The sequence below is a fragment of the Rhodanobacter lycopersici genome, assembly GCF_040812335.1.
Taxonomy (GTDB): Bacteria; Pseudomonadota; Gammaproteobacteria; order Xanthomonadales; family Rhodanobacteraceae; genus Rhodanobacter_A; species Rhodanobacter_A lycopersici.
Map to the genome: position 1 here is coordinate 156710 of NZ_JBFOHK010000003.1, position 25233 is coordinate 181942.

Below are 25233 nucleotides of genomic sequence, written 5' to 3' on the forward strand. Positions count from 1 at the left end.
TCGGGTTACGGCTCGTCGTCCGACGGTGCGACATCACCGGCGTCGCGCAGCAACGCGTCGATGCGTTCGCCCTTGTCCACCGAATCGTCGTACTTGAAGCGAAGTTCCGGCACACGGCGCAGCCGCATGCTGCGCGAGAGCGCGCGGCGGAACTCGGCCGCCAGCGTGTTGAGCGCCTTCACCGTTGCCGTCGACTGGTCGGGCAGCAGCGCGGTCACCCATACCGAGGCGAAATCGAGATCCCGGCTCACCTCCACATCCGACACGCTGCACGACGGCAGGCCGTGGTCGCGCACCGCGGCATGCACCAGCAGGCCGAGTTCGCGGCGCAGTTCGGCGCCTACGCGGTCGGTACGTTTGAAGTCGCGGGAGGGCATGAATTCTCGTCTGTACGGGAAAGCTCGAAAGCCAAAGCTCGTTACCTATGCCAAAAAAGTGCAGTCCCGCACTTTTTTGGCTCGGCGAGTCGGGCTCATGCCCGACCGCCTCCGCGGAGCAATGGCGTAGCCATTGCTCCGCGTGCGGCCATCCATGGCCGCGCACGCACCTTTACAAGGTGCGTGCCACTTCGATGCGCTCGAAGCACTCGATCTGGTCGCCGACCTTGACGTCGTTGTACTGCTTCACGGCGATGCCGCATTCCATGCCGTTGCGCACTTCGTCGACCAGGTCCTTGAAGCGGCGCAGCGATTCCAGCTCGCCCTCGAACACCACCGTATTGTCGCGCAGCACGCGGATCGGCTTGCTGCGCTTGACGTGGCCTTCGACGACCATGCAGCCGGCGACCGCGCCGAACTTGGAGCTGCGGAACACCTCGCGCACCTGGGCGATGCCGATGATCTCCTCGCGGATCTCCACGCCCAGGAGGCCCGAGGCCGCCTGCTTCACCTGGTCGATCACGTCGTAGATGATCGAGAAGTAGCGCACGTCCAGGCCGGCGGTGTCGATCACCTTGCGCGCCGAGGCGTCGGCGCGCACGTTGAAGCCGATCACCAGCGCCTTGGAGGCCGCGGCCAGGGTTGCGTCGGACTCGGTGATGCCGCCGACGCCGGCGGAAATCACGTTGACCTTGACGTTCTCGTTGCCGATCGCGCCCAGCGACTCGCGCAGCGCCTCGACCGAACCCTGCACGTCGGCCTTGACCAGGATGTTGAGCGTCTGCTGCTCGTTGCCCTGGCCCATCTGCGCCATGATGTCCTCGAGGCGGTTGGCCTTGCTGACCATGCGCGTCTCGCGGCGCTTCTGCTGGCGCTCGGCGGCCACCTGCTTGGCCAGCTTCTCGTCGGCCACGACCACGAAGTCGTCGCCCGCCTCCGGCACGCCGGACAGGCCCAGCACCTGCACCGGGATCGAGGGACCGGCTTCCTGCACGGTCTTGCCGGTCTCGTCGACCAGCGCGCGCATGCGGCCGTACTCGATGCCGCAGACCACGAAGTCGCCGCGCTTCAGCGTGCCCTGCTGCACCAGCACCGTGGCCACCGGGCCACGGCCCTTGTCCAGGCTGGACTCGATCACCACGCCCGAAGCCGGGCCATCGACCACCGCGGTGAGTTCCATCACCTCGGCCTGCACCGAAATCGCGTCGAGCAGTTCATCGACACCCATGCCGGTCTTGGCCGACACCGGCACGAACGGCGTGTCGCCGCCCCACTCTTCCGGGATCACTTCCAGGTTGCCGAGGCCCTGCTTGACGTGGTCCGGGTTGGCGTCGGACTTGTCCATCTTGTTGAGCGCCACGATCAGCGGCACCTTGGCGGCACGCGCGTGCTGCACCGCTTCCGCCGTCTGCGGCATCACGCCGTCGTCGGCGGCCACCACCAGCACCACGATGTCGGTGGACTGGGCGCCACGGGCGCGCATGGCGGTGAACGCGGCGTGGCCCGGGGTGTCGAGGAAGGTGATCACGCCCTTCGGCGTTTCCACGTGGTAGGCACCGATGTGCTGGGTGATGCCGCCGGCCTCGCCCGAGGCGACCTTGGTACGGCGGATGTAGTCCAGCAGCGAGGTCTTGCCGTGGTCGACGTGGCCCATGATGGTGACCACCGGCGGACGCGGCTCCTTCTCGCCGTCCAGCTCCACGCTCTGGGTGTGCGCGGCCAGTGCGGCCTCGGCGTCGTTGGCGTTGGACTCGATCGCCTTGTGACCGAGTTCCTCTACCACCAGCGTCGCGGTGTCGCGGTCGATGGTCTGGTTGATGGTGGCCATCACGCCCATCTTGAACAGGGCCTTGACCACCTCCGAACCCTTGACCGCCATCTTCTGTGCCAGCTCGGCGACCACGTTGGCGTCGCCCACGACGACATCACGCACCACCGCGGCGGTGGGACGGGTGAAACCGTGTGCACCGCCGGTCGGCGACGCTCCACGCGCAACTTCGCGCACAGCGCCCTTGCCGGGCTTGCCGCGCTTGCCGCTGGAACGGCGGGCGCGGTCGGCTTCGCTCAGATGCAGCTCGCCGCCGGCAAAACGCTTGCCGCCAACCACGTCGTCACGGTCGCGACCGCCACCGTGGCGGGCTTTGCCGCGTGCATCGCCCGATGCCGCAGGCGCGGCGGCGCGCACGGGTGCCGGCGCGGGAGCGGGCGCGGGTGTCGGCTTGACCAGCTTTTCGCGCTTGCGCGGCTCGTGTACCTGCGGAACGATCATGCCGAGGCCGCGCGTATCGAGGCGCTGCACCACAGGCTGCACTTCGTCGGGAGCGCTGCTGGCGCGACTGGCGGGAACGACCGGCTCGGCCGCTTCCTGCGCCGGCTCGGCGGCTTCCTCGGGTTCGCTCGCGGCTTCGGTGGCGGCGGCAGCCTCGGCTTCGACCTGGCGGCGGCGCTCTTCGGCTTCTTCCTGCGCACGCTGCTGTTCTTCCTGCGCGCGCTGTTGCGCTTCCTGCTTGCGCTGCTCGGCCTCGCGGCGCCCCTGTTCTTCCTGCGCGCGCTGCTCGCGGGATTCAGCCAGCTTGCGCACGGCATCCTCGCGCTCGGGCTCGACACTCGCCTCCTCGGCGATCACGCTGCGCTTGACGTAGGTGCGCTTGGCGCGCACCTCGACGTTGACCGTCTTGGCCGTGCTGGCGGCACCGCGGCCACCGGGCGTGGCAACCTTGAGCTCACCCACGGTGCGACGCCTGAGCGTGATCTGGCGCGGCGCGCTGTCGGTGACCTCGGCGGCCGGCTCGTTCTTGCCGTGGGTGCGCCGCAGGAAGCCCAGCAGCTTCACCTTCTCGGTGCTGCTGATGACCTGCTCCGGGTCGGAGAATTTCATGCCTGCCTCGCCAAGCTGGCCCAGCAGCTTGTCGACCGGCATGCCCAGCACCTGGGCGAGTTGTTTGATCGTGACATCCGACATCGTGTTCTTTCTCCGCCGTTCCCGCGCTTGTCGTCCGTGCGGCCTGGCCTGCACGTACACCGCCGTCCCTGGTGGAAGGCTTGTGGCCTTCCTCGGCGCGCCCGTCCCGGGCGCTGCCGTTCGCGGTTAGCCGCCCTTCTCCAATTGTTCGATCATCGGCGCGCGCGCCGCCATGATCAGCGTCGCAGCGCGCTCCTCGGTCATGCCCTCGATGTCGATCAGGTCGTCCACCGCCTGGTCGGCGAGATCATCGACCGTGACCATCCCGCGGGCCGCCAGCGCATAGGCCGTGGTCTCGTCCATGCCCGGCAGCTCAAGCAGCTCCTCGCTGGGCTGGTGCTCGTCGATGGTTTCCTCGACGGCCAGTGCCTCGGTGAGCAGCGCATCGCGGGCGCGGGCGCGCAGTTCCTCGACGATGTCCTCGTCGAAGCCCTCCACCGCCAGCAGCTCGGCGCTGGGCACGTAGGCGATTTCCTCGACGCTGGAGAAGCCTTCCTGCACCAGGATGTTGGCGATCTCCTGGTCCACCTCGAGCTTGTCCATGAACAGCTGGCGCGCGGCCTCCTGCTCGGCCTCGCTCTTCGCGGCGACCTGGTCCTGCGTCATCACGTTGAGCTGCCAGCCGGTAAGCTTGCTGGCGAGACGCACGTTCTGGCCGCCGCGGCCGATCGCCTGCGAGAGCTTGTCCTCGGCCACCGCGATGTCCATCGAGTGCTTTTCTTCGTCCATGATGATGGACTGCACCTCGGCCGGCGCCATCGCGTTGATGACGAACTGGGCCTGGTTCTCGTGCCACAGGATGATGTCCACGCGCTCGCCATTGAGGTCGTTGGACACCGCCTGCACGCGCGAACCGCGCATGCCGATGCAGGCGCCGATCGGATCGGTGCGGCTGTCGTGGGCCACCACGGCGATCTTGGCGCGGTCGCCCGGATCGCGGGCGCAGCCCTTGATCTCGACCAGGCCCTGACCGACTTCCGGTACTTCGAGCTTGAACAGCTCGATCATGAATTCCGGCGCGGCGCGCGACACGAACAGCTGCGGCCCGCGCACCTCGGACTTCACCTCGAACAGGTAGCCGCGCACGCGGTCGCCCACGCGCACCGACTCGCGCGGAATGGTCTTGTCGCGCGGGATGAAGGCCTCGGCATTGCCGCCCAGGTCGAGGTAGATGTTGCCGCGCTCGACGCGCTTGACGATGCCGGTGATCAGCTCGCCCACGCGGTCCTTGTAGGCATCCACCACCTGCTGGCGCTCGGCTTCGCGCACGCGCTGCACGATCACCTGCTTGGCGGCCTGCGCCGCGATGCGGCCGAACTCGGCGTTCTCGATCTGCGTCTCGATGTACTCGCCCACCTGGGCGTCGGCGCGCTCGTCCAGTGCGTCCATCAGGCGCAGCTGGTAGAACGGCGACTCCATCTCGCCGTCGTCGGCGATGATCTCCCAGCGGCGGAAGGTCTCGTACTCGCCGGTATCGTGGTCGATCGCCACGCGGATGTCCGGCTCCTCGTCGGGGTAGCGTTTCTTGGCAGCCGAGGCCAGCGCAGCTTCCATCGCCTCGAAGATCACCTCGCGCGGCACGCCCTTCTCGTTGGCAACCGCGTCGACCACCAGCAAAAGTTCTTTGCTCATTGCAACAACTCCATGGGCGCCCACCGGCGACCGCTCGGTAACTTAACTTTTGCGCTCATCCTTGAACGCGAGGATCAAGAAGCAGCCCATCCATGGCTGCACTTTCAACACTTTTGCGTTCATCCGTGAACGCGAAGATCAAGAAGCAGCCATCCGTGGCTGCACTTTTTCAATATCCGTTCGTCCTTGCCGTGCTTCTGCTGCGACCGTCCATGATCGCACGCCTGGATGAAACGACTCAGATCTTCTTCTTGGCAGGCGCCTTGCCAGGCTTGGGCTTGGGTGCATAGCCCAGCGCCATCCAGTCCGGCACCACCCGCGCGCTTTCCACTTGCGCATGCTCGAAGGCAAACGTCCTGCCCTCGGCCTCCAGCGAGATGCGGTCACCCTCCACCGCCAGCAGCTTGCCGCGCAGGCGGCGACGCCCTTCAAGCGGCGCGCGCAGCAGCAGCTTCACCTCCTGCCCGACCACCCGCGCGAACTGCGCGGCGGTGAACAGCGGACGGTCGAGGCCGGGCGAGGAGACCTCCAGCACGTAATGGCCGGGGATCGGATCCTCCACGTCGAGCAGCGCGGAAAGCTCGCGGCTGGCCGCCTCGCAATCCTCGATGCCCACCTCACGGCGCTCGCCATCGGCGGCAGTGGCGCCCTCGGGAATGTCCAGATAGACCCGCAGGGTACTCTGCCCCTGCGATGGCGTGAATTCCACGCCCAGGCATTCCAGGCCGAGGTCGGCCAGGACAGCGTTGAAGCGTTGTGCGAGTGCGTGCGTATCCATCAATGCATTCCAGGTCGCAAAAACAAAAAATGGGCTCAAGCGGCCCATTCCCTGCTCCGTGCCGGAGCGTCCTCGCCGATGTCCCGACTCCAGGCAGCTCCTCCGGTGCCTGCGCGCGACGCGAGCCGCCACAGACACGGCGCATCCTGCGCCCAACAAAAAAGCCTCACGAGGAGGCTTTCTTGTCCAAGAAAGATCTGGTAGCGGGGGCAGGATTCGAACCTGCGACCTTCGGGTTATGAGCCCGACGAGCTGCCAGACTGCTCCACCCCGCATCAGAGTCCGGAGATTGTAGCGACGTGTTGCCGCATTCGCAAGCCGCATTCACTCGACTCCGTTCCGGAGCTTCGCCCGCCCGATGGCAACCGAGGCTGGGCTTCATCCATCTGCCGGCACCCCGGCAGCACGCAGGTACCCGCGCAGCGAATCAAGCTTGCTACCGTAATGCGCGACACGGGAGACGCCGCGATGGATCGGCTGCCGTACTTGCGCGGCGCTGGGCGTGCTCAATACCGCACGCGAAGTCTGGTGGGGCGCCAGACAGGCCGGATCGAAGGGCAGCTCGCAGAACTCCAGAAGCTGCCGGATCGTGCGCTCGGGTTGCAACACGAGATCCGCGTAGGCCAGGTCGAAGATCCGGCCCGGAAATGCTCCGAGCCAGAACCGTGTCAGCCGCCAGAAGTCGCCGTAAACCACGGCCATCTCTTCCAGACTGCAGCTGAAGCCTTCATCGCCGTGGAACCACTGCCGGTAGCAACCGAGGCAGGTTTCCACGGGGTCGCGCCGCACCACGACCACCTTCGCGGCCGGCAGCATCGACAAGGCCGTTCCCGCCAGCAACCAGTTCAGCAGGTTCTTGTCGGTCATGCGGGGCTTGCCGCGGCGCCAGCATGCCGTGCGCGCCAGGTACGCTTCGCCCAGTCGTTGCCAGTCATCCGCCTGCGCCCGCTGCAACCACAGCGGAAACGCCTCGTGACGACGCGCGGTTTCGCCATTGATCACGCTCGCCAGGTCCGTGATCTCGTTCGCTCCCTCCACTTCGTGATGCGACGCCAGGATCTGTTCCACCAGCGTCGATCCCGAGCGCGGGAGACTTGCGACGAAGATGGCTTCGCTGCCCAGCCCCGGCTCGGTGGCCGAGGCCATGGGATCCCTGAACACCTGCAGCATCGCCTCCACGCGCATGTGTTCGCCGGCACTGTCCCACCGCACGCATTGCCGGCGCGTCGCGTTGGCCCGCTGCAATACGGCCCATGCGCGGTCGTAGTCATCCTGATCCTCGAGCGCCCGGGCCAGCACGAAGCCGAGGCGCGCGCGATCCCCCGCCTCCAGGTTCGCCGTCGCCATGCACGCATCGAGCCGCCGCACATCCTCTGCATCGAATGCCAGGGTTTTCAGGTTGGCGAGCACCACCCAGGCGTCGACACAGCCGGGATCGCGATCGAGCACCGTGCGCAGATTTGCCGCTGCCGTTTCGGTCTGGCCCGTGCTGATCTGGACCCGCGCCAGCGAAACCCGGGCACGGGTGAACCCGGGGTCCATGGCAAGCGCCCGCTGCAGGGCAGCGATCGCAGCGGCGGTTTGCGCCTGTGGGTGCAATGCCTCGGCCAGGTTGTACCAGGCACGGGGAGATTGCGGTGCCAGATCGCAAACCCGCTGCAGATGCGCGACAGCCGCGGCATGCCGCCCGAGCCGGTACAGCGCCATGCCCAATCCGCTGTGCAAATCGGCATCGTCGGGCAATGCTTGCAGTGCGTGCTGGAAACTCTCGGCAGCCCTGTCATGATCACCGACGTTCCCGGCGGTGATGGCCATCCAGCGCAGCACTTCGGGGTGTTCCGGCGCCAGTGCCACCGCTTGGACCATGATGCGATATGCCGACACGGCCTGCCCTGTCGCGGACTCGGCGCGCGCCTGCCGCAACCGTTGCTCAACCGCTGGCGCAAGGGGAAGGATCGGGTTGCCTGCCTGAGCCATGGGGTCATTCCGTCCTTTCGGATAGTCGCGTGGTTCCGGCTCGCGGCAGCGAATGCTCAGCCCGGTTGCAAACCGTGCGGCGGATCGGATGCGCAACACGCATGGTCCCGGCTGGTTCCGGCCAGGACATGGCGATCCGCACGACTCATGGCTTCACTGGTGCAACGATCTGGTCCAGGTAATCGGGTGTGCCCTTGCCGCGCACCAGTTGCGGGTAGCGAAGTCCGCCGCGGTAATCGACATGCAGCGTCTCGAACTGCCCATCGTTCTCCACCAGCAGCGCGATGGGGTTCCTGGCATCCCCGGAAGCCGCAACGGCGTCGTCCAGCGCATCGGGCGAAAACGCCCTGCTGTTCACCGCAGTGACGCGCATGCCCGGGATGAGGCCCGCCTTGAAGGCGGGGCCGTTCCACAGCACGTCGACCACCTCACCGTCATCCTTCACGTCGAACCCGACGGAATACATCGCATCGTCATCGGCCGGCTGGTCGTGGCTGATGCGGGCTTTCCACATCGTGGATGGCATGCCGGTATAGGCCAGTTGGTAGCCGCCACGAGCAAGGCCGTCAAGCGGCGCGTGGTCCGCATGCGCGTCCAGCATCCGGCGCAGGAACGTCGCCCAGTCGTATGGCTGCACTGCATTCAATGCATCCACCACATCGGCGAACGTGTAGGTCCGGGTGACGTCGCTACCGTCGTCCATGCCGTAGAAGCGGCGCGCGAAATCGTCGAGCGATCGGTGGTCCTGGCTGAGTTCGCGCAGCTTGGTGTCGATGTTCAACCAGACCAGCACACCCTCGGGATAGAAGTCGGTACCGCGTCGCCAGTTTTTCCAGGAAGACGGCACGTAGTACAGCCGCGATGCCATGTCGGCAGTGTCCTGCAGCGACTGCCAGCTGCGCCCGGGCACGTGGTCCAGCTGCGCTGCCGTCATCGCCAGCGCCTGGCGGAACTCGGAAGGCGTCCAGAAACCGGCGCGCGTCGCCATCACATCAGCCCAGTATTCGGTCAGCCCCTCGTACACCCACAGCAAGTCGCCCTTCATCGGCACCGAATTGAAATCCGGCGTCCACAAGTCGTCCGGGCGGCGGAATTTCCCGTTCCATGAGTGGGTGTATTCGTGCGCAAACTCCGATGCCCCGGCCAGGAAGGCATCCGCATCGACGAGGTCGTCGGCCGACGCACGGATATCGAAGGACTGGTGATGTTCGAGCCCCAGCTCGGAGATGTGGTCGGACAGCGTCACCAGCATGTGGTAGCCGGCATAGTGGCGAGTCCCGAACATCCGGTTTTCCTGCACGACCAGCTGTCTGAATCCATCGACCTGCTTCGGCGTGATGGCCAGATCCGCCGGGGCGTCCGCCACCATGTCCAGCTCGACGGGAACCCTGGCCCCGGGCGCCAGATCGACCTGCCTGAAATAGCGCCCGGACACGACCGGCGAATCGACGAGCTGGTTGAGTGTGACCGCCGCGAAGCGGATCGGCCGATTCCCGCCCGTGCCCACATGCGGCACCAATGCCGTCGCATAGTGCCAGTCGTCCGGAAGCACCACGCTGGGCTGGAAGGTGATGGCCTTCGACGCATACCCGGCCGGATAGAACACCACCTGGTTCCACTCGAGGTCGGCAATCGCCGGACTCAGGGCCTTGTCGCCATCACCCAGTCCCAGGTCCCGCACGGCCGCCAGCACGTCGTAGTCGACATCCAGGCGGTCGACGTCTTTCGGCACGACCAGATGAATGGCGAACGGATCCACCAGATCGCGGCGCCAGGCCAGCTGCTGGCCGCTGGCCGAAAACCGCAGGCCCGCCACTTCGGTGATCGGCCCGCTGGGCGCGTGGTAACCGGGAAGCCACTTCGGGTAATACAGCGTCAACGGTCCGGGCCGCACCGGGATGGTTTCATGAACCATGTAGATCTTGCGCGCCGCCTGCGTCATGTCGACTTGCACGGTCAGCGTGCCCGGCCAGGGCGATCCGATGTCCGCGGCTGACGCGCTCCCATTCGAGCAGGTCGCCAGCAGTGCGGCACAAGCCGCAGTAACGAATCCGGAGGATTTCATCGCACGCCTCTGATCGCGACGGACCAGAGGCCGTCAGGTACGAACGCCCTTTCCGGCCCCCACGATCAAGCGGGAACCGCCCCCACCCCGGGCATGGCAAGGGAGGGGCCAACCGTGCCGATCAGAAGTCGTACGACACGTAGAAACGGACCATGCGCGGCGGTGTCATGCCCTGGACCAGACCATAGCCCGGATTGGGCGTCGTCGTTGTGCCGTAGTTGTTTATCAACTGGATCGGCGTCTGCTTGTTGAACAAGTTGAACACGGCAAGGTTGAAGTTCCACCTGTGCTGCAACCATCCCGGGCTGTAATTCACGTTGAGATCGAGCGTGTGGATCCACGGCATCGAACCCAGCGAACCCGGCGACGAGGGCTGACCACCGCACCAGTGGTAGGCGCTGCCGTAGCCGACGGGATCCGTCTGGCCGGGGCCGTAGTAGCCGATGCAGACCTTGGGTGTGCCGGAAGAAATGTACAGATTGCCGCCGATCCCCCAGTCCGGATTGATCTGGTAGAAACCGTAGGCCTTCAGTGCGTTGGTGTGGTTGTTGGGCTGCAGGCCATACGAATAGTCCATCAACGACGCCTCGTCCCACTGCGGCGTCAAGGCGAGCGAGGTACCACCGCCCCCGCCGCTCAGGCCGGCGTAGGAATCCACCGGCCCCTCCGTGTTGCCCCAGGAGCGCGACCAGATGTAGGTGATCTTGCCGTACCACTTGCCGTCGAAGGGATGTTCCAGCGAGAGATTGACCGCGTAATAGCGGCGCTCGACCTTGCGCGGGAATCCCTGGTCCTGCGGCGTGACCACCACCTTGTGCAGGTTCCCGTTGCCATCGGAAATGAGCAGGTCGGAAGTCTGGGTCGGGTTGATCAGCACGAAGCCGGGCGCGACATTGAAGCAGCTGGAGATTTTCTGATCCAGCGTCGAACCCGCGTACTGCAGCCCCTGCGCGATCGCCGCCCGGCACATGGCCGTGGTGTCATCCCAGTCATCGATGATGTTCGGGCCCATGTCCTGGTACACGGCATTGGCGCCGAACACATACTTCGACCCCAGCATGTTGAATTCCTGCTTCATGCCCAGCACGAAGTTGTCGGAATACTCGGCCTTGATGTTGGTCGACGCTGCCGCGGCCGCATTCACCGGCTGGCCGTAGGCGTTGAAGGCGGATACGCCAAGGCCTTCGCGACCGCCGTTGTTCTGCGCGATCGGCACCAGGCCGAGCGGCTCGCCGGTGGCCGGGTCGATGCCGGAATAGGTGAAGTATTTCGAAGCCTGGTACGCCGTCGCCGTGGCGTTCCAGGAGACGGCCGCCGGCAACGCGAGGTAGTAGCGGCCCGCGTTGCCGAACACCTGCAAGGTCGCATCCCCGTGCACGTCCCAGCTGAAGCCGAGGCGCGGCGCCCATTGCGGCTTCGTCAGCCGGACGAAGGGCTGTCCGGAAGCAGCGTAGTTGACGAACTGGTCGTTGCGCAGGCCCAGATCCAGCAGCAGGCGCGGGGTGACCTGCCAGTTGTCCTCGATGTACTGCGCCTGCTGGGTCAGGCGCGTCGTCGCTACCAGGATGTTGTAGACCTGCTGGACATAGTAGCCGCCCGGATTGGGGCCGTTCGAATCCGGTGCGGCGACGTACGGCGGCCGGTTGGGGTCGCTGCCGATGATGGGCGTGCCCGGATCGCCCTGCCCGTATGACCAGCCATAGCCCGGTCCGGTCATGACCGAGCCTTCGTCTTTGTCCGAGGTCTGCAGGTTGTCGATGCCGGCGCGCAGGTCGTGGTCGCCCAACTGGTATTCCAGGTCGATGCGGTAATTCATCTCCGTCGAACGATGCGCCGGATCCGAGATCGTCGAGGAAGTCTGGGTGTTGGAGATCGGCCCGTTGGACAAGAAGGCCGGATTCTCCGCCGAGGCATTGCCGATGTTCGGCAATGCGGGGTTGTATCCCGGGTACGGCTCCTCGATCACCGGGTATTCGGCGCGAACCTTGCCAAACATCGCATGCAGCGTGAGGTCGTCGGTGATGTAGGAGGTGTAGTTGGCCACCCACATGTCGTAGCTGGTCTTGGTGGTGAACGGCTTGGAGGAGAAGCTGCCGTTCTGCAGCGTGTCGTAGTTGAAGTTGTAATTGGACGACCAGACCTTGTTGGAGTTCTGCACGCCCGACAACGTCAGCACGTTGTTCTCGTTGATGTTCCAGTTGATCTTGGCGTACAGCTTCGGCTGGTGCTGGGTATATACATTGGTGTACGGCGAGCCGACCGGACCGGTCGACTCCCCGCTGATGTCGTCCCGCTCGACGCCCAGGAAGAAGGTCAGCTTGTCCTTGATCAGGGGGCCGCTCACATACGCGTCGTAGACACTTTCCTGCTGCCGGTTGCCCGCGTTGTACGTATTCAGATTCCCAGGCGTTTCCGCCGGATTGAGGGCGTATTGGCCGGTGTAAAGCGGGTTGTCCCAGTATTCGTTGCGGGTGTCGGCCGTCAGGCTGCCCGGCGTCCACTGGGCCTTGAAACCGAAATGCCAGTCGTTGGTGCCGGGCTTGCCGATTTCATTGATCACGCCACCGATCGTGCGGCCATAACGGGCGCCATAACCGGACGTCATGGTCTGCTGCTGATCGATGGCGCCGTACGGCAGCGGCACACCGCCCTGCCCGGTAACCGCATCGGTCGTATTCATGCCGTCGATGTAATACGCGTTTTCCGCAACCGATGCGCCGCCAAACGACAGCAGCGGATTGCCCAGTTGCCCTTTTCCCAGCGACGGCGCCCCCATCGCCACGCCCGGCGCCAGCAAGGCGATGGCTTCGGCACTGTTGGCCAGCGGAAGATGGGCGAGCTGGGCGGAGGTGATCGTGGTCACCTGGTTGCTGGTCGTCACGTCGATCGGCGGAACGGCGCTGGCGGTGACGGTGACACCGCTCAGCGCCTGCGGATTGGCCGATGTGCCGGCCGTGTTGGCAAAACTGACGGTAGCCGTGCCCGATGCCGCCGGGCTGACGTTCGTGCGGGATTGCACCGGCTTGCCATCGCGCAACAGGGTGACGGTATAGGTGCCGACCGGCAGGATCATCGAATACTGGCCCGACGAACCCACCGCGACGGTGCGATCGAAGCCGGTCGTGCTGGTGATGCGGACGCTCCCGTTCGGAGCCACCGGCACGGTGCCGCGAATGGTGCCGGTGACCGATTGCGCCAGCGCGCCCTCGGCGCAAACGAGGCAGAAACAACCGCCGATCGCCAAGGCCAGCACCTTGCGTGGCAGCGACCGGCAGCGCGATACATTCCCCGATTCATGCTTCATGACTTCACCCTCCCCGGTAGAAATCTGGCACGTATACCCGTTTCGCTGCGTGCATCGATGGCACCCGCATCACCAAGATGCGGCGCAGATCGATCTACATTCCCCACTGATGTATTAAGCTATTTTAATACAAATACGATGGCCGATCGGTGATGTCAAGCGACCGAGTCAGTTCGATGGATGATCCGCAAATAAAATCCAGCAGCCCCACGATTCGCAATTAATTGCGAATGTTTGATGTGCTTTCGTTTGATTATGAATCAGGGACAGATGCTTGCGACGGCAGTCGCCCCGGGCTTGCGATAACTGATCGAAGTGCCACGCGGGCTCCAATCAGGCATGCCTGACGCACAGCCAAGCGGAATCGCGCCGACGACGAAGACCGCCGCGATGAGGCATATGACCTTGATGGTGGCTTGTCCGGAGCGTCGAACGAACCATGCCGTGGCCTGGCGGCGAGCAACGGGGTTCACCCGGTCGGAAAGGAATCGGGCCGCCAGGTCTCGACCGACAGATGGACGCTTTCTACCGCGCCAGGCAAAACCGGAAAACCCGGTTGCGGAGCAGCCAGTTCGCCTGACCGGCGAACACTAGACACACGTCAAACACGCGCTCGTCTCGCCACGAGGAACATGGGCATCCCACTGCGGCAAGAAGGACACCGGGTTGCCTCGGTGTCGACGACCAGCGGCTTGGCTTCCAGTGCCCACGGCCGCACCGACGAACGATCCAGCCACTTCGGCGAGTCCGGCAGATGTCCGCACGCGCCTCAGCGAGGCAGTCATCTGCATGACTGGTTCACGACCGCCCATCCGTGGCCGGGCCGCCCGGGAGTTTGAAAATCCGCAAACGCTCAGCCCAGGCCGAACGAGTGACGGCACCAGCCCAGCAACGGGCCCCAGTACACGCCCAGCACCAGCAGCGCCAGCGCGTTGATCGACAACACCACGCGCAGCGAGGCATCGGCCTGGGGCTGATCGGCGCCACCCTCTTCCGGCTTGTCGAAGTACATCACCTTGACCACGTGCAGGTAGTAGTACAGGCCGATGATCGCGAACACCGCGCCGGTGAGCGCCAGCCACAGCAGGTGCGCGTCGATCGCCGCCTGCAGCACCAGGTACTTCGCGTAGAAGCCGAACAGCGGCGGCACGCCGGCCAGCGAGAACATCGCCAGCGCCATCAGCGCGGCGAACCACGGCGAGCGCTGGTTCAGGCCCTTGAGGTCGGCGATCTCCTCGCACTCGAAGCCGGCGCGGGCCAGCGCCAGGATCACGCCGAACGCCACCGTGCTCATCAGCGCGTAGCTGATCGCGTAGAACATCGCCGAGGCGTAGCCTTCCGGCCCCGCATTGACCAGGCCCATCAGCAGGTAGCCCATGTGCGAGATGGTCGAGTAGGCCAGCATGCGCTTGAGGTTGGTCTGCACGATGGCGACCAGGTTGCCGATCGCCATCGACAGCACCGCCACCGCGGCCAGCATCGGCTGCCAGTGCTGCGACAGGCCGCCCAGCCCCGTCTCCAGCAGGCGCCACGCCATGCCGAACGCGGCCAGCTTCGAGGTGGAGGCGATGAAGGTGGTGACCGGCGTGGAGGCGCCCTGGTAGACGTCCGGAATCCACATGTGGAACGGCGCCGCGCCCAGCTTGAAGGCGATGCCCACCAGCATGAAGATCAGGCCGAACACGAGCAGGTGCGGCATCGCGCTGTGGGTCACCGCGGCGTGCAGCTGGGCCAGGTCCAGCGTGCCGGTGGCGCCGTATACCATCGACATGCCGTACAGCAGCATGCCCGAGGACAGCGCGCCCAGCACGAAGTACTTGATCGCCGCCTCCGAGGACAGCGACGAGTCGCGGTTCAGCGCCACCAGCGCGTAGGACGACAGCGTCAACAACTCCAGCCCCAGGTAGATCATCACCAGATTGCCGGCCGAGACCAGCAGCATCACGCCCAGCACCGCGAAGATCATCAGCGTGTAGAACTCGCCCACGAACTGCTTGCGCTCGAGCAGGTATGGCCGCGCATAGATGAACACCAGCACGGTGCACAGCAGCGCGAACACCTTGAGGATTTCGGAAGTCTGGTCGCGGATGAACATGCCGCCGAACGCGGTCACGGTGACATCGGGCTGGCCGGCGATCACAAGGTAGGTGGCCACCAGCAGCACCACGATGGAGATCCAGTGCAGCGTGCCGCGCTGCTCCGGCTTCATGAAAGCATCCAGCAACAGCAGCAAACACGCCGCCGCCACCAGGTAGAACTCCGGCAGCAGGACCAGGATGTCGTTGAAGGTAGGCATGTTCTATCCCGATCAGATCTTGTGGATGGCCAGCTGCTGCACCAGCTGCGTCACCGAGCTGTCCATCAGGTGGATCAGCGGCTCCGGCCAGACGCCCAGCGCCACGGTCAGCGCGGCGAAGGCAAGCAGCACGAAGGTCTCGCGGCCGTTGATGTCCTTCATCTCCGCCACGTGCGGGTTGTGGATATCGCCCCACAGCACGCGCTTGACCAGCCACAGCGTGTAGGCCGCGCCGATGATCAGGGTGAACGCGGCGAACAGAGCGATCCACGGGTTGGCGCTGAAACTGGCCAGGATCACCATGAATTCGCCGACGAAGCCGCTGGTGCCCGGCAGGCCGCAGTTGGCCATCGCGAACAGCACGTAGAAGAAGCCGAACCAGGGCATCACGTTGATGACGCCGCCGTAGTCCTTGATCAGGCGGGTATGCAGGCGGTCGTACAGCACGCCGATGCAGGTGAACATCGCGCCGGAGACGAAGCCGTGCGAGATCATCTGCACCATCGCGCCCTGCATGCCGAGGCGTGCCGCGTCGACGTTGCCGAGCTGGCGCGCCAGCATGAAGGCGATGAAGATGCCCAGGGTGACAAAGCCCATGTGTGCCACGGACGAGTACGCCACCAGCTTCTTCATGTCCTCCTGCACCAGCGCCACGTAGCCGATGTAGACGATCGCGACCAGGCTCAGCAGCACCACCAGCCAGGTGAAATGCGCACCGGCGTCGGGCACGATCGGCAGGATGAAGCGCAGCATGCCGTAGGTGCCGACCTTCAGCATCACCGCCGCCAGCACCACCGAGCCGCCGGTCGGCGCTTCAACGTGGGCATCCGGCAGCCAGGTGTGCACCGGCACCATCGGCACCTTGATCGCGAACGCGAGCAGGAAGGCGAAGAAGATCCAGGCCTGCTCGGTGAACGTCAGCGGCAGCGCCGCCAGCGTGCGCAGGTCGAACGTGCCGGCCTTGTGGTACAGGTACAGCAGCGCGATCAGCATGAAGATCGAGCCGAGGAAGGTGTAGATGAAGAACTTCAGCGTGGCGTACACGCGCCGCGGGCCGCCCCAGATGCCGATCAGGATGAACATCGGGATCAGCATCGCCTCGAAAAACACGTAGAACAGCAAGGCGTCGGTGGCGCAGAACACGCCGATCATCAGGCCTTCGAGCGCCAGCATCGCGGCCATGTACTGGTGCGGCTTGTTCTGGATCACCTCCCAGGCGCCGACCACCACGAGGATGCCGACGATGGTGGTGAGCAGGATCAGCGCCACCGAGATGCCGTCCACGGCCAGGCCGTAGTGCACGTTGAGCGAGGCGATCCACAGGTGGCTTTCGACCAGTTGCATGCCGCCCCGCGCCGCGTCGTACTGCGGCAGCAGGAACAGGCTCACCACGAAGGTGAGCACCATGAACAGCAGCGCGAGCCAGCGCGCCGCGTTGGGGCGGGCGGAACCGGCCAGCAGCACCGGCACCGCGCCGACGATGGGCAGCCAGATCAGCAGGCTGAGCAAGTGATTGAACATGTTTGCTTGCTTCCCTTATTGCGCAGCCAGCATGGGACCGAACAGCCAGTACCCGCCGAGCAGCAGGATCAGGCCGATGATCATCGCGAAGGCGTACTGGTAGAGGTAACCCGACTGCAGCCGGCGCATGCCCGAGGCGATGCGACGGGTCATGGCGGTGGTGCCGTCGATCATCACGCCGTCGATCACCGCGGCATCGCCCGCCTTCCAGAACAGGCGGCCCAGCTTCACGCCGCCGCGGGCGAACACCACGTAGTACACCGCGTCGAACCAGTACTTGTGGTTGAGCACCTGGTAGAGCGGCTTCAGCGCGTTCTTGATCTTGTCGGCGAACGCAGGATTGAACAGATAGATGTAAGTGGTGATCACGAAGGCCAGCACCACCAGACCGAACGGACCGCTGGCAAAACCTTCCAGGCCCTTGTGCAGCGCGCCGGGGAACTCGCGGGCCATCTCGCCGAGCACGTCGTTCGCCGGATTCACATGGATCGCGTTGCCGAACCAGCCACCGAACAGCATCGGCTTGACGGTGAAGAAACCGACCAGCAGCGACGGGATCGCCAGCAGCACCAGCGGCAGGGTCACCACCCACGGCGACTCCTTCGGCACTTCGTGCATGATGCCCTGCTCGTGGTGGCCGTGGTCGTCCATGTGTTCGACATGGCCATGGCCATGGTTGTGCACCACGGTGAAGCGCTCCTTGCCGTGGAAGGTGAGGTACATCTGGCGGAACGTGTAGGTGGCGGTGACGAAGGCACCGGCCATCACGCAGAAATAGGCGTAACCCGCACCCCAGCGATGCGCCTCGCCCACCGCCTCGATGATCGCGTCCTTCGAATAGAAGCCCGAGGTGAACGGCACCGCCATCAGCGCCAGCGAGCCGATCCACATCGTGATCCAGGTGATCGGCATGTACTTGCGCAGGCCGCCCATGTAACGCATGTCCTGCTCGTGGTGCATCGCGATGATCACCGAGCCTGCGCCCAGGAACAGCAGCGCCTTGAAGAAGGCGTGGGTCATCAGGTGGAACACCGCGCCGGCGTAGGCCGACACACCCAGCGCCACCGTCATGTAGCCCAGCTGCGACAGCGTGGAATACGCGATGACACGCTTGATGTCGTTCTGCACGATGCCGATCAGGCCGGTGAACAGGGCGCCGGTCGCGCCGATCACCATCACGAAGCTGAGCGCCGACTGCGACAGCTCGAACAGCGGCGACATGCGCGCCACCATGAAGATGCCCGCGGTCACCATCGTCGCCGCATGGATCAGCGCGGAGATCGGCGTGGGGCCTTCCATCGAATCGGGCAGCCACACATGCAGCGGCACCTGGGCGCTCTTGCCCATGGCGCCGATGAACAGCAATACGCAGATCACCGTGGCCGCATCCCACTGCGTGCCCTGGGTGATCGCCAGCGTCTTGCCGACCAGGCTCGGCGCCGCGGCGAACGCGGTGGCGTAGTCCAGCGTGTTGAGGAAATACAGCACCGCGGCGATGCCCAGCAGGAAGCCGAAGTCGCCCACGCGGTTGACCAGGAAGGCCTTGAGGTTCGCGAAGATCGCGGTCGGCCGCTTGAACCAGAAGCCGATCAGCAGGTAGGACACCAGGCCCACCGCCTCCCAGCCGAAGAACAGCTGCAGGAAGTTGTTGCTCATCACGAGCATCAACATCGAGAAGGTGAACAGCGAGATGTAACTGAAGAAGCGCTGGTAGCCCGGGTCGTCGTGCATGTAGCCGATGGTGTAGACGTGCACCAGCAGCGACACGAAGGTGACCACCACCATCATCATCGCGGTGAGGCGGTCGATCATGAAGCCCACGCTGGCGTTGAACTTGCCGATCTCGAACCAGGTGTAGAGGTTCTGGTCGTAGTTCGCCGCGCCGCCCCAGACCATCTGGTACAGCACGTAGAACGACAGGCCGCAGGAGATCAGCAGGCCCAGGATGGTGACACTGTGCGCGCCGGCGCGGCCGATCTGCTTGCCGAGGAAACCGGCCAGCACGCAGCCCACCAGCGGCGCCAGCGCGATCGTCAGCAGAATGGAGGTAGACAATTCCATCGGATCAACCCTTCATGCTGTCGATTTCGGCGACGTTGACCGTGCTGCGGTTGCGGAACAGCAGCACCAGGATCGCCAGGCCGATCGCGGATTCCGCCGCGGCCACGGTGAGGATGAAGAACACGAACACCTGCCCCGCCACATCGTGGCCGAAACGGGAGAACGCCACGAAATTGATGTTCACCGCGAGCAGCATCAGCTCGATCGCCATCAGCAGCACGATCACGTTCTTGCGGTTGATGAACAGGCCGGCGACGGCGATGCAGAACAGGATCGCGCCGAGCACGATGAAGTGCGAAAGGGTAATCATGGCTTGGACTCCGGAGTCGGGGCCGGCACGGCATCGACGGGGCGCTCGGCCGCCATCTTCACCACGCGCACGCGGTCGCGCGGGTTGATGGCGACCTGCTGGCTGGCCAGCTGACGCTTCACGCCGCTGCGTTCGCGCAGGGTCAGCGCCACGGCGGCGATCACGCCCACGGTGAGGATCAGCGCGGCGATCTCGAACGGCAGCAGGTATTGCGAATACAGCGCCTTGCCCAGCCACGCGGTGTTGGAATCGCCGGCCGGATTCGCGCCCATCGTCTGCGCGTGCATCACGCGCACGCCGATCAGCGCCAGCATCTCCACCAGCATCACCGCGGCCACCACCAGGCCCACCGGCAGGAACCTCACGAAGCCCTCGCGCAACTTCTCCTGGTCGATGTCCAGCATCATCACCACGAACAGGAACAGCACCATCACCGCGCCCACGTAGACCACGATCAGCGCAATGGCGAGGAATTCCGCCTCGGCCAGCATCCAGATGCAGGCCGTGCTGAAGAAGGTCAGCACCAGCGCCAGCACCGCGTGCACCGAGTTGCGCAGGCTGATCACCGCCAGCGCCGAGACCACCGTGACGACACCGAAGGCATAGAAGCAGACGAGTTGGAACAGGTTCGGATCAATCATGGCGTTCCATCCTCAGCGGTAGGCCGCGTCTTGCGCACGGGCGGCGGCGATCTCCGCCTCGAAGCGGTCGCCGATGGCAAGCAGCTGCGACTTGGTCACCACGTTCTCGCCACGATGCTCGAAGTGGTACTCGTGCACGTGCGTCTCGACGATGGAGTCCACCGGGCAGCTCTCTTCGCAGAAGCCGCAGAAGATGCACTTGAACAGGTCGATGTCGTAGCGCGTGGTGCGGCGCTGGCCGTCGCTCTCGCGCGGCGCCGAGTCGATGGTGATCGCCAGCGCCGGGCACACCGCCTCGCACAGCTTGCAGGCGATGCAGCGCTCCTCGCCGTTCGCGTAGCGGCGCAGCGCATGCAGGCCGCGGAAGCGGTTCGACTTCGGGATGTGCTCCATCGGGTAGCGCATCGTGTACTTCGGGCTGAACAGATAGCGCCAGGTCAGCGCCATGCCCTTGAGCAGCTCGATCAGCAGCAGGCTGTTGAAATAACTGATTACGCGCTTCATGGAAAAGCTCTCGGCATGCTTCCCTTCTCCCCGCCGGAGAGAAGGTGGCCCCGCAGGGGACGGATGAGGGGTGGGTGCTCGCGGCGACGTCTCATCTCAGACCCCCGCGATGCCGTAGTACTTCATGCAACCGGCCACCAGCACCCAGACGATCGCGATCGGAATGAACACCTTCCAGCCCAGCCGCATGATCTGGTCGTAGCGGTAGCGCGGGAAGGTCGCGCGGAACCACAGGAACAGGAAGGCGAACGCGAAGGCCTTGATGAACAGCCAGATGAAACCGCCGGTCCAGATCCAGTTCACCCACGGTGAGACGTCGGCGGTGATCCAGCCCTGGAACGGGCTCAGCCAGCCGCCCATGAACAGGATCGAGGCGAGGAAGCTCACCAGGATCATGTTCGCGTACTCGGCGAGGAAGAACAGCGCGAACGCCGAGCCGGAATATTCCACGTGGAAGCCGGCGACGATCTCCGATTCGCCCTCGGCCACGTCGAACGGCGCGCGGTTGGTCTCGGCCACGCCGGAGATGAAGTAGATGACGAACACCGGCAGCAGCGGCCACATGAACCAGCTGAAGATGCCCTTGCTGCCGGCCTGCGCATTGACGATGTCGGTGAGGTTCAGCGAACCCGCCAGCACCAGCACGCAGACCAGGCACAGGCCCATCGCCAGCTCGTAGGAGATCACCTGCGCCGCCGAGCGCATCGCGCCGAGCAGCGCATAGCGCGAGTTGGAGGCCCAGCCGGCGAGGATGATGCCGTACACGCCCAGCGAGGTCATCGCCAGGAGATACAGCAGGCCGGCATTGGCGTTCGACAGCACCAGCTTGGTGCCGAATGGGATCACCGCCCAGGCCGCCAGCGCCGGGACCAGCGCGAGCAGCGGCGCGAGGTAGTACAGCGCGCGGTTCGCCTTGCTCGGCAGGATCACTTCCTTCAGCAGCAGCTTCACCACATCGGCGAAGGCCTGCAGCAGACCGAGCGGGCCGACCTTGTTCGGCCCCATGCGCACGTGCATCCAGCCGATGATCTTGCGTTCCCAGTACACGAACATCGCCACCGCGATCACCAGCGGCAGCACGATGCACAGGATGTGGATGATCGGCCAGACGAGCTGGTTGATTAGCTGTACGCCCATGTGCTTATGCCTTGCTCACGGTGATGGCCGCGCCGTAAGGCGGCAGCGTGGCGGTGGTGTCCTGCGCGGCCTCGATCCACACGGCGCCCTCGGGCACGGCATGGTCGACGACCAGCGGCAGCGTCGCGTCGGCGACGCGCACCTGCACGCCGTCGGCAAGACCCAGCCGCGCGGCTTCGGCCGCGTTGATGCGCACGGCCGGCGCACGGTTCAGCGGATGCGCGTTGAGCGCCGTGGCCCGGCGCAGCACGGCGTCGCCGCGGTAGATCGGCCAGGTGGCGATGCGGGCGAGGCCGGTGGCCGGCTTGCGCTCGGCCAGCGCGTCGCGCGCCGCGGCGGCGCGCGCCACGATGCCGTCGCGCAGGCCGCCCAGATCGTCGAACTCGAAGCCGGCGAACTGCATCTGGCCGCCCAGCGCACGCAGCACCCTCCAGCCCGGGCGGGCCTCGCCCGGCGCCCTCGCACCGGCCTGTACCGACTGTGCCAGCCCGTCGACGTTGACCAGGGTGCCGTCGGTTTCCGGCAGCAGCGCGATCGGCAGGATCACGTTGGCCACCTCGCGCAGCGCGGGGCTGGCGTAGGCGCTGAACGCCACCACCTGCTGCGCGCCGCGCAGCGCGGCCAGCGCCTGCGCGCCGTCGGCGAAGTCGTGCGGCGGCTCCACGCCGTACAGCACATAGCCCTTGCGCGGCTGCGCCAGCATGCCCTGCGCGTCCAGCCCGCCGTTGCCCGGCACCACGCCGAGCTGGCCGAGGCCGATCGCGTTTGCGCCCACCGGCAGTTCGTCGTAGCCGGCGCCGGTGGCGCTGGCGATGAAGCGCGCGATCGCGCGCAGCCACGAGGCTTCCGGATGGGTGGCCGCGGCCTCGCCGAGGATCACCACCGCCCTGCCCGCCTTCAGCGCGGCGATCGCGGCGTGGTCGCCCTCGTCGCTGGCCGCGGCATTGATCGCATCGGCCAGCGCGGCCGGCGCGGCAGCGCCTTCCGCCACCGCGGCGCGGGCCAGCGCCAGCAGCGCGTCGACCATGCCCTGCGGCGGCACGATCGCGGCGCCGGCCAGCTTGTAGTTGAACTCGAATGCGGCCGGGTTGACCGCATACACCTTGGCGCCCTGCTTGGTCGCCTGGTGCAGGCGATGGTTGAGCAGCGGCATTTCGCGGCGCAGGTCGGAACCGACCAGCAGCGCGGCCTGCACCTGCGACACCTCGGCCACCGGCAGGCCGAAGCTCGTGGCCACGGCATGGTCGGCGAAATCGAGCTGGCGCAAGCGGTGATCGACATGGGCGCTGCCCAGGCCGCGCGCGAGGCGCAGCAGCAGGTCGGCTTCCTCGTTGGTGGTGGCCGGGTGCACCAGCACACCCAGCTCACTGCCCGGCACGCTCTTCAGCGCCTCGGCGGCGGCGGCGAGCGCGTCTTCCCAGGTGGTCTGCTGCCACTGGCCGTTGCGCTTCACTTCCGGCTGGCCGATGCGGTCGGCCGCGTACATGCCCTGGTGGCTGTAGCGGTCGCGGTCGGACAGCCAGCACTCGTTGACCGTCTCGTTGTCGCGCGGCACCGTGCGCAGCACCTCGCCGCGGCGGGTGTGCAGCCACAGGTTCGAGCCGAGCGCGTCGTGGTAGCCGATCGACGGCTTGGCGATCAGCTCCCAGGCGCGCGCCTTGAACTGGAACGGCTTGTTGGTGAGCGCGCCCACCGGGCAGACGTCGATGATGTTGCCGGAAAGCTCCGTCTCCACCGTCTTGCCGATGTAGGTGCCGATCTGCAGGTTCTCGCCGCGGCTCATGCCGCCCAGCTCGTAGCTGCCGGCGATCTCGCTGGTGAAACGGATGCAGCGCGTGCACTGGATGCAGCGGGTCATCTCGGTGGCGACCAGCGGCCCGATGTTCTCGTCGGCGATGGTGCGCTTGCGCTCGGTGTAGCGTGACACGCTGCGGCCGTAGCCCAGCGCCACGTCCTGCAGCTCGCACTCGCCGCCCTGGTCGCAGATCGGGCAGTCCAGCGGATGGTTGATCAGAAGGAACTCCATCACGTCCTTCTGGAACTTCAGCGCCTTGTCCGAGCGCGTGGTGACCTTCATGCCCTCGCCCACAGGCGTGGCGCAGGCCGGCTGCGGCTTGGGCATCGGGCGGCCGCCCAGCTCCACGTCCACCAGGCACATGCGGCAGTTGGCGGCGATCGGGAGCTTGCGGTGGTAGCAGAAGCGCGGGATGGCGATGCCGACGGCGTCGGCCGCCTCGATGATCATCGCGCCCTTGCGGATCTGCACGGGCTTGCCGTCGACCTCGATGTTGACGAGGTCGGGGGCGACATTGCTGGTGGGCTGCGCACTCATGCAGCGACTCCACGGTTGGCGGCGAGCCGGTCCTCGGTCATCGACCGGCCGTGCTGCACGTAGTATTCGAATTCGTTCCAGAACTTGGCGAGGAAGCCCTGCACCGGCCACGCGGCGGCTTCGCCGAACGCGCAGATGGTGTGGCCCTCGATCTGGCCGGCGATGGCCTTGAGGCGATGCAGGTCGTCCTGCGTGCCGTTGCCTTCCACGATGCGGGTAAGCACGCGGTACATCCAGCCGGTGCCTTCGCGGCAGGGCGTGCACTGGCCGCAGGACTCGGCCTTGTAGAAGCGTGCGATGCGCTGGCAGGCCTTGACCATGCAGGTGGTTTCGTCCATCACGATCACGGCGCCGGAGCCGAGGCCCGAACCCGCCTTCTGCAGGCAGTCGTAATCCATGGTGCTGGCCATCATTTCCTCGGCGTTGAGCACCTTCATCGAGGAGCCGCCGGGGATCACCGCCTTGAGCTGGTTGCCGTCGCGCACGCCGCCGGCCATCTCGAGCAGGTCCTTGAACGAGGTGCCGAGGCGGATCTCGAAGTTGCCCGGATTGTTGACGTGGCCGGACACCGAGAAGATCTTCGGGCCGCCGTTGTTCGGCTTGCCGAGGTTGAGGAACCAGTCGGCGCCGTTGCGCAGGATTGCCGGCACCGAGGCGTAGGTCTCGGTGTTGTTGATCGTGGTGGGCTTGCCGTACAGGCCGAAGTTGGCCGGGAACGGCGGCTTGAAGCGCGGCTGGCCCTTCTTGCCTTCCAGCGACTCCATCAGCGCGGTTTCCTCGCCGCAGATGTAGGCGCCGGCGCCGAGCGCGCCGTAGATGTCCACGTCGATGCCCGAGCCCTGCACGTTCCTGCCCAGCAGGCCGGCCGCATAGGCTTCCTTCAGCGCCTCTTCGAAATGCTCGAAGGGCTCGTGGTGGAACTCGCCGCGCAGATAGTTGTAGGCCACGGTGGAGCCGGTGCAGTAACAGGCGATCGCCAGGCCTTCGATCACCGCATGCGGGTTGTAGCGCAGGATGTCGCGGTCCTTGGCCGTGCCGGGCTCCGACTCGTCCGAGTTGCAGAGGATGTACTTCTGCATCGAGCCCTTCGGCATGAAGGACCACTTCAGGCCGGTGGGGAAGCCCGCGCCGCCGCGGCCGCGCAGGCTGGACTTCTTGATCTCCTCGACCAGGCCGGCGGGATCGGGCTTCTCGGCGAGGATCTTGCGCCAGGCCTTGTAGCCGTCCACCTGCTCGTAGCTGTCCATCGCCCACGGCTTGTCGAAATGCAGCGTGGTGTAGACGACCTGGTGGTCCTGGGGGGCGGGTCCGACCGGACCGTGGGTGCTTGCCATCT

Annotated in this window: 16 protein-coding genes and 1 tRNA gene; all 17 read right to left on the bottom strand. The window is 65.7% G+C overall.

Annotated features, from left to right (window positions below):
• Positions 1–5 precede the first annotated feature (5 nt).
• The 17 genes from rbfA to nuoF all read right to left on the bottom strand — a co-directional run bounded on the left by rbfA (position 6) and on the right by nuoF (position 25231).
• Positions 6–377 (bottom strand): 30S ribosome-binding factor RbfA, encoded by a 372-nt coding sequence (gene rbfA, locus ABQJ54_RS12050; protein ID WP_367854557.1) that lies wholly within the window; start codon positions 375–377, stop codon positions 6–8.
• A 172-nt stretch (positions 378–549) separates the two neighbouring features.
• Complete coding sequence (gene infB, locus ABQJ54_RS12055) at positions 550–3339, bottom strand: translation initiation factor IF-2 (RefSeq protein ID WP_367854558.1); 2790 nt, start codon at positions 3337–3339, stop codon at positions 550–552.
• Between the two features lie 126 nt (positions 3340–3465).
• Complete coding sequence (gene nusA, locus ABQJ54_RS12060; RefSeq protein ID WP_367854559.1) at positions 3466–4971, bottom strand: transcription termination factor NusA; 1506 nt, start codon at positions 4969–4971, stop codon at positions 3466–3468.
• A gap of 238 nt (positions 4972–5209) precedes the next feature.
• Positions 5210–5749, bottom strand: a complete 540-nt coding sequence (rimP, locus tag ABQJ54_RS12065; RefSeq protein ID WP_367854560.1) for a ribosome maturation factor RimP — start codon at positions 5747–5749, stop codon at positions 5210–5212.
• 198 nt (positions 5750–5947) lie between these two features.
• Positions 5948–6024 (bottom strand) — tRNA-Met (locus ABQJ54_RS12070).
• Between the two features lie 103 nt (positions 6025–6127).
• Positions 6128–7726, bottom strand: coding sequence for a tetratricopeptide repeat-containing sulfotransferase family protein (locus ABQJ54_RS12075; protein WP_367854561.1), 1599 nt, complete (start codon positions 7724–7726; stop codon positions 6128–6130).
• A gap of 145 nt (positions 7727–7871) precedes the next feature.
• Positions 7872–9680: a M61 family metallopeptidase gene (locus tag ABQJ54_RS12080; protein WP_367854562.1), complete on the bottom strand. Its 1809-nt coding sequence runs from the start codon at positions 9678–9680 to the stop codon at positions 7872–7874.
• A gap of 232 nt (positions 9681–9912) precedes the next feature.
• A complete protein-coding gene (locus ABQJ54_RS12085; protein ID WP_367854563.1) occupies positions 9913–13095 on the bottom strand; it encodes a TonB-dependent receptor in 3183 nt (1060 codons plus the stop codon).
• Positions 13096–13948: 853 nt separating this feature from the next.
• Complete coding sequence (gene nuoN, locus ABQJ54_RS12090; RefSeq protein WP_367854564.1) at positions 13949–15391, bottom strand: NADH-quinone oxidoreductase subunit NuoN; 1443 nt, start codon at positions 15389–15391, stop codon at positions 13949–13951.
• 12 nt (positions 15392–15403) lie between these two features.
• Positions 15404–16912 (bottom strand): NADH-quinone oxidoreductase subunit M, encoded by a 1509-nt coding sequence (locus ABQJ54_RS12095; protein ID WP_367854565.1) that lies wholly within the window; start codon positions 16910–16912, stop codon positions 15404–15406.
• Positions 16913–16927: 15 nt separating this feature from the next.
• Positions 16928–18973, bottom strand: a complete 2046-nt coding sequence (gene nuoL, locus ABQJ54_RS12100; RefSeq protein ID WP_367854566.1) for an NADH-quinone oxidoreductase subunit L — start codon at positions 18971–18973, stop codon at positions 16928–16930.
• Positions 18974–18977: 4 nt separating this feature from the next.
• A complete protein-coding gene (nuoK, locus tag ABQJ54_RS12105; RefSeq protein WP_077483669.1) occupies positions 18978–19283 on the bottom strand; it encodes an NADH-quinone oxidoreductase subunit NuoK in 306 nt (101 codons plus the stop codon).
• On the bottom strand, positions 19280–19924 hold the full coding sequence (locus tag ABQJ54_RS12110; protein WP_367854567.1) for an NADH-quinone oxidoreductase subunit J: 645 nt from the start codon (positions 19922–19924) through the stop codon (positions 19280–19282). The genes nuoK and ABQJ54_RS12110 overlap by 4 nt, the downstream gene beginning before the upstream one ends.
• Positions 19925–19936: 12 nt before the next feature.
• The gene (gene nuoI / locus ABQJ54_RS12115) at positions 19937–20428 is read right to left on the bottom strand and encodes an NADH-quinone oxidoreductase subunit NuoI (RefSeq protein ID WP_367854568.1); all 492 of its coding nucleotides are present in this window, start codon (positions 20426–20428) and stop codon (positions 19937–19939) included.
• Between the two features lie 96 nt (positions 20429–20524).
• Positions 20525–21565, bottom strand: coding sequence for an NADH-quinone oxidoreductase subunit NuoH (gene nuoH, locus ABQJ54_RS12120; protein ID WP_367854569.1), 1041 nt, complete (start codon positions 21563–21565; stop codon positions 20525–20527).
• Between the two features lie 4 nt (positions 21566–21569).
• Entirely contained in the window at positions 21570–23897 is a 2328-nt protein-coding gene (gene nuoG / locus ABQJ54_RS12125; protein WP_367854570.1) for an NADH-quinone oxidoreductase subunit NuoG, read from the bottom strand.
• Positions 23894–25231, bottom strand: a complete 1338-nt coding sequence (gene nuoF, locus ABQJ54_RS12130; RefSeq protein WP_367854571.1) for an NADH-quinone oxidoreductase subunit NuoF — start codon at positions 25229–25231, stop codon at positions 23894–23896. The genes nuoG and nuoF overlap by 4 nt, the downstream gene beginning before the upstream one ends.
• Between the last annotated feature and the right edge of the window lie 2 nt (positions 25232–25233).

Bases quoted from the DNA above. Each gene is read 5' to 3' on its own strand.
- infB (WP_367854558.1), bottom strand. From the start codon at position 3,339: ATGTCGGATGTCACGATCAAACAACTCGCCCAGGTGCTGGGCATGCCG.
- ABQJ54_RS12075 (WP_367854561.1), bottom strand. From the start codon at position 7,726: ATGGCTCAGGCAGGCAACCCGATCCTTCCCCTTGCGCCAGCGGTTGAG.
- nusA (WP_367854559.1), bottom strand. From the start codon at position 4,971: ATGAGCAAAGAACTTTTGCTGGTGGTCGACGCGGTTGCCAACGAGAAG.
- ABQJ54_RS12095 (WP_367854565.1), bottom strand. From the start codon at position 16,912: ATGTTCAATCACTTGCTCAGCCTGCTGATCTGGCTGCCCATCGTCGGC.
- nuoK (WP_077483669.1), bottom strand. From the start codon at position 19,283: ATGATTACCCTTTCGCACTTCATCGTGCTCGGCGCGATCCTGTTCTGC.
- nuoG (WP_367854570.1), bottom strand. From the start codon at position 23,897: ATGAGTGCGCAGCCCACCAGCAATGTCGCCCCCGACCTCGTCAACATC.
- rimP (WP_367854560.1), bottom strand. From the start codon at position 5,749: ATGGATACGCACGCACTCGCACAACGCTTCAACGCTGTCCTGGCCGAC.
- rbfA (WP_367854557.1), bottom strand. From the start codon at position 377: ATGCCCTCCCGCGACTTCAAACGTACCGACCGCGTAGGCGCCGAACTG.
- nuoF (WP_367854571.1), bottom strand. From the start codon at position 25,231: ATGGCAAGCACCCACGGTCCGGTCGGACCCGCCCCCCAGGACCACCAG.
- nuoH (WP_367854569.1), bottom strand. From the start codon at position 21,565: ATGGGCGTACAGCTAATCAACCAGCTCGTCTGGCCGATCATCCACATC.
- nuoI (WP_367854568.1), bottom strand. From the start codon at position 20,428: ATGAAGCGCGTAATCAGTTATTTCAACAGCCTGCTGCTGATCGAGCTG.
- ABQJ54_RS12085 (WP_367854563.1), bottom strand. From the start codon at position 13,095: ATGAAGCATGAATCGGGGAATGTATCGCGCTGCCGGTCGCTGCCACGC.
- nuoN (WP_367854564.1), bottom strand. From the start codon at position 15,391: ATGCCTACCTTCAACGACATCCTGGTCCTGCTGCCGGAGTTCTACCTG.
- ABQJ54_RS12110 (WP_367854567.1), bottom strand. From the start codon at position 19,924: ATGATTGATCCGAACCTGTTCCAACTCGTCTGCTTCTATGCCTTCGGT.
- nuoL (WP_367854566.1), bottom strand. From the start codon at position 18,973: ATGGAATTGTCTACCTCCATTCTGCTGACGATCGCGCTGGCGCCGCTG.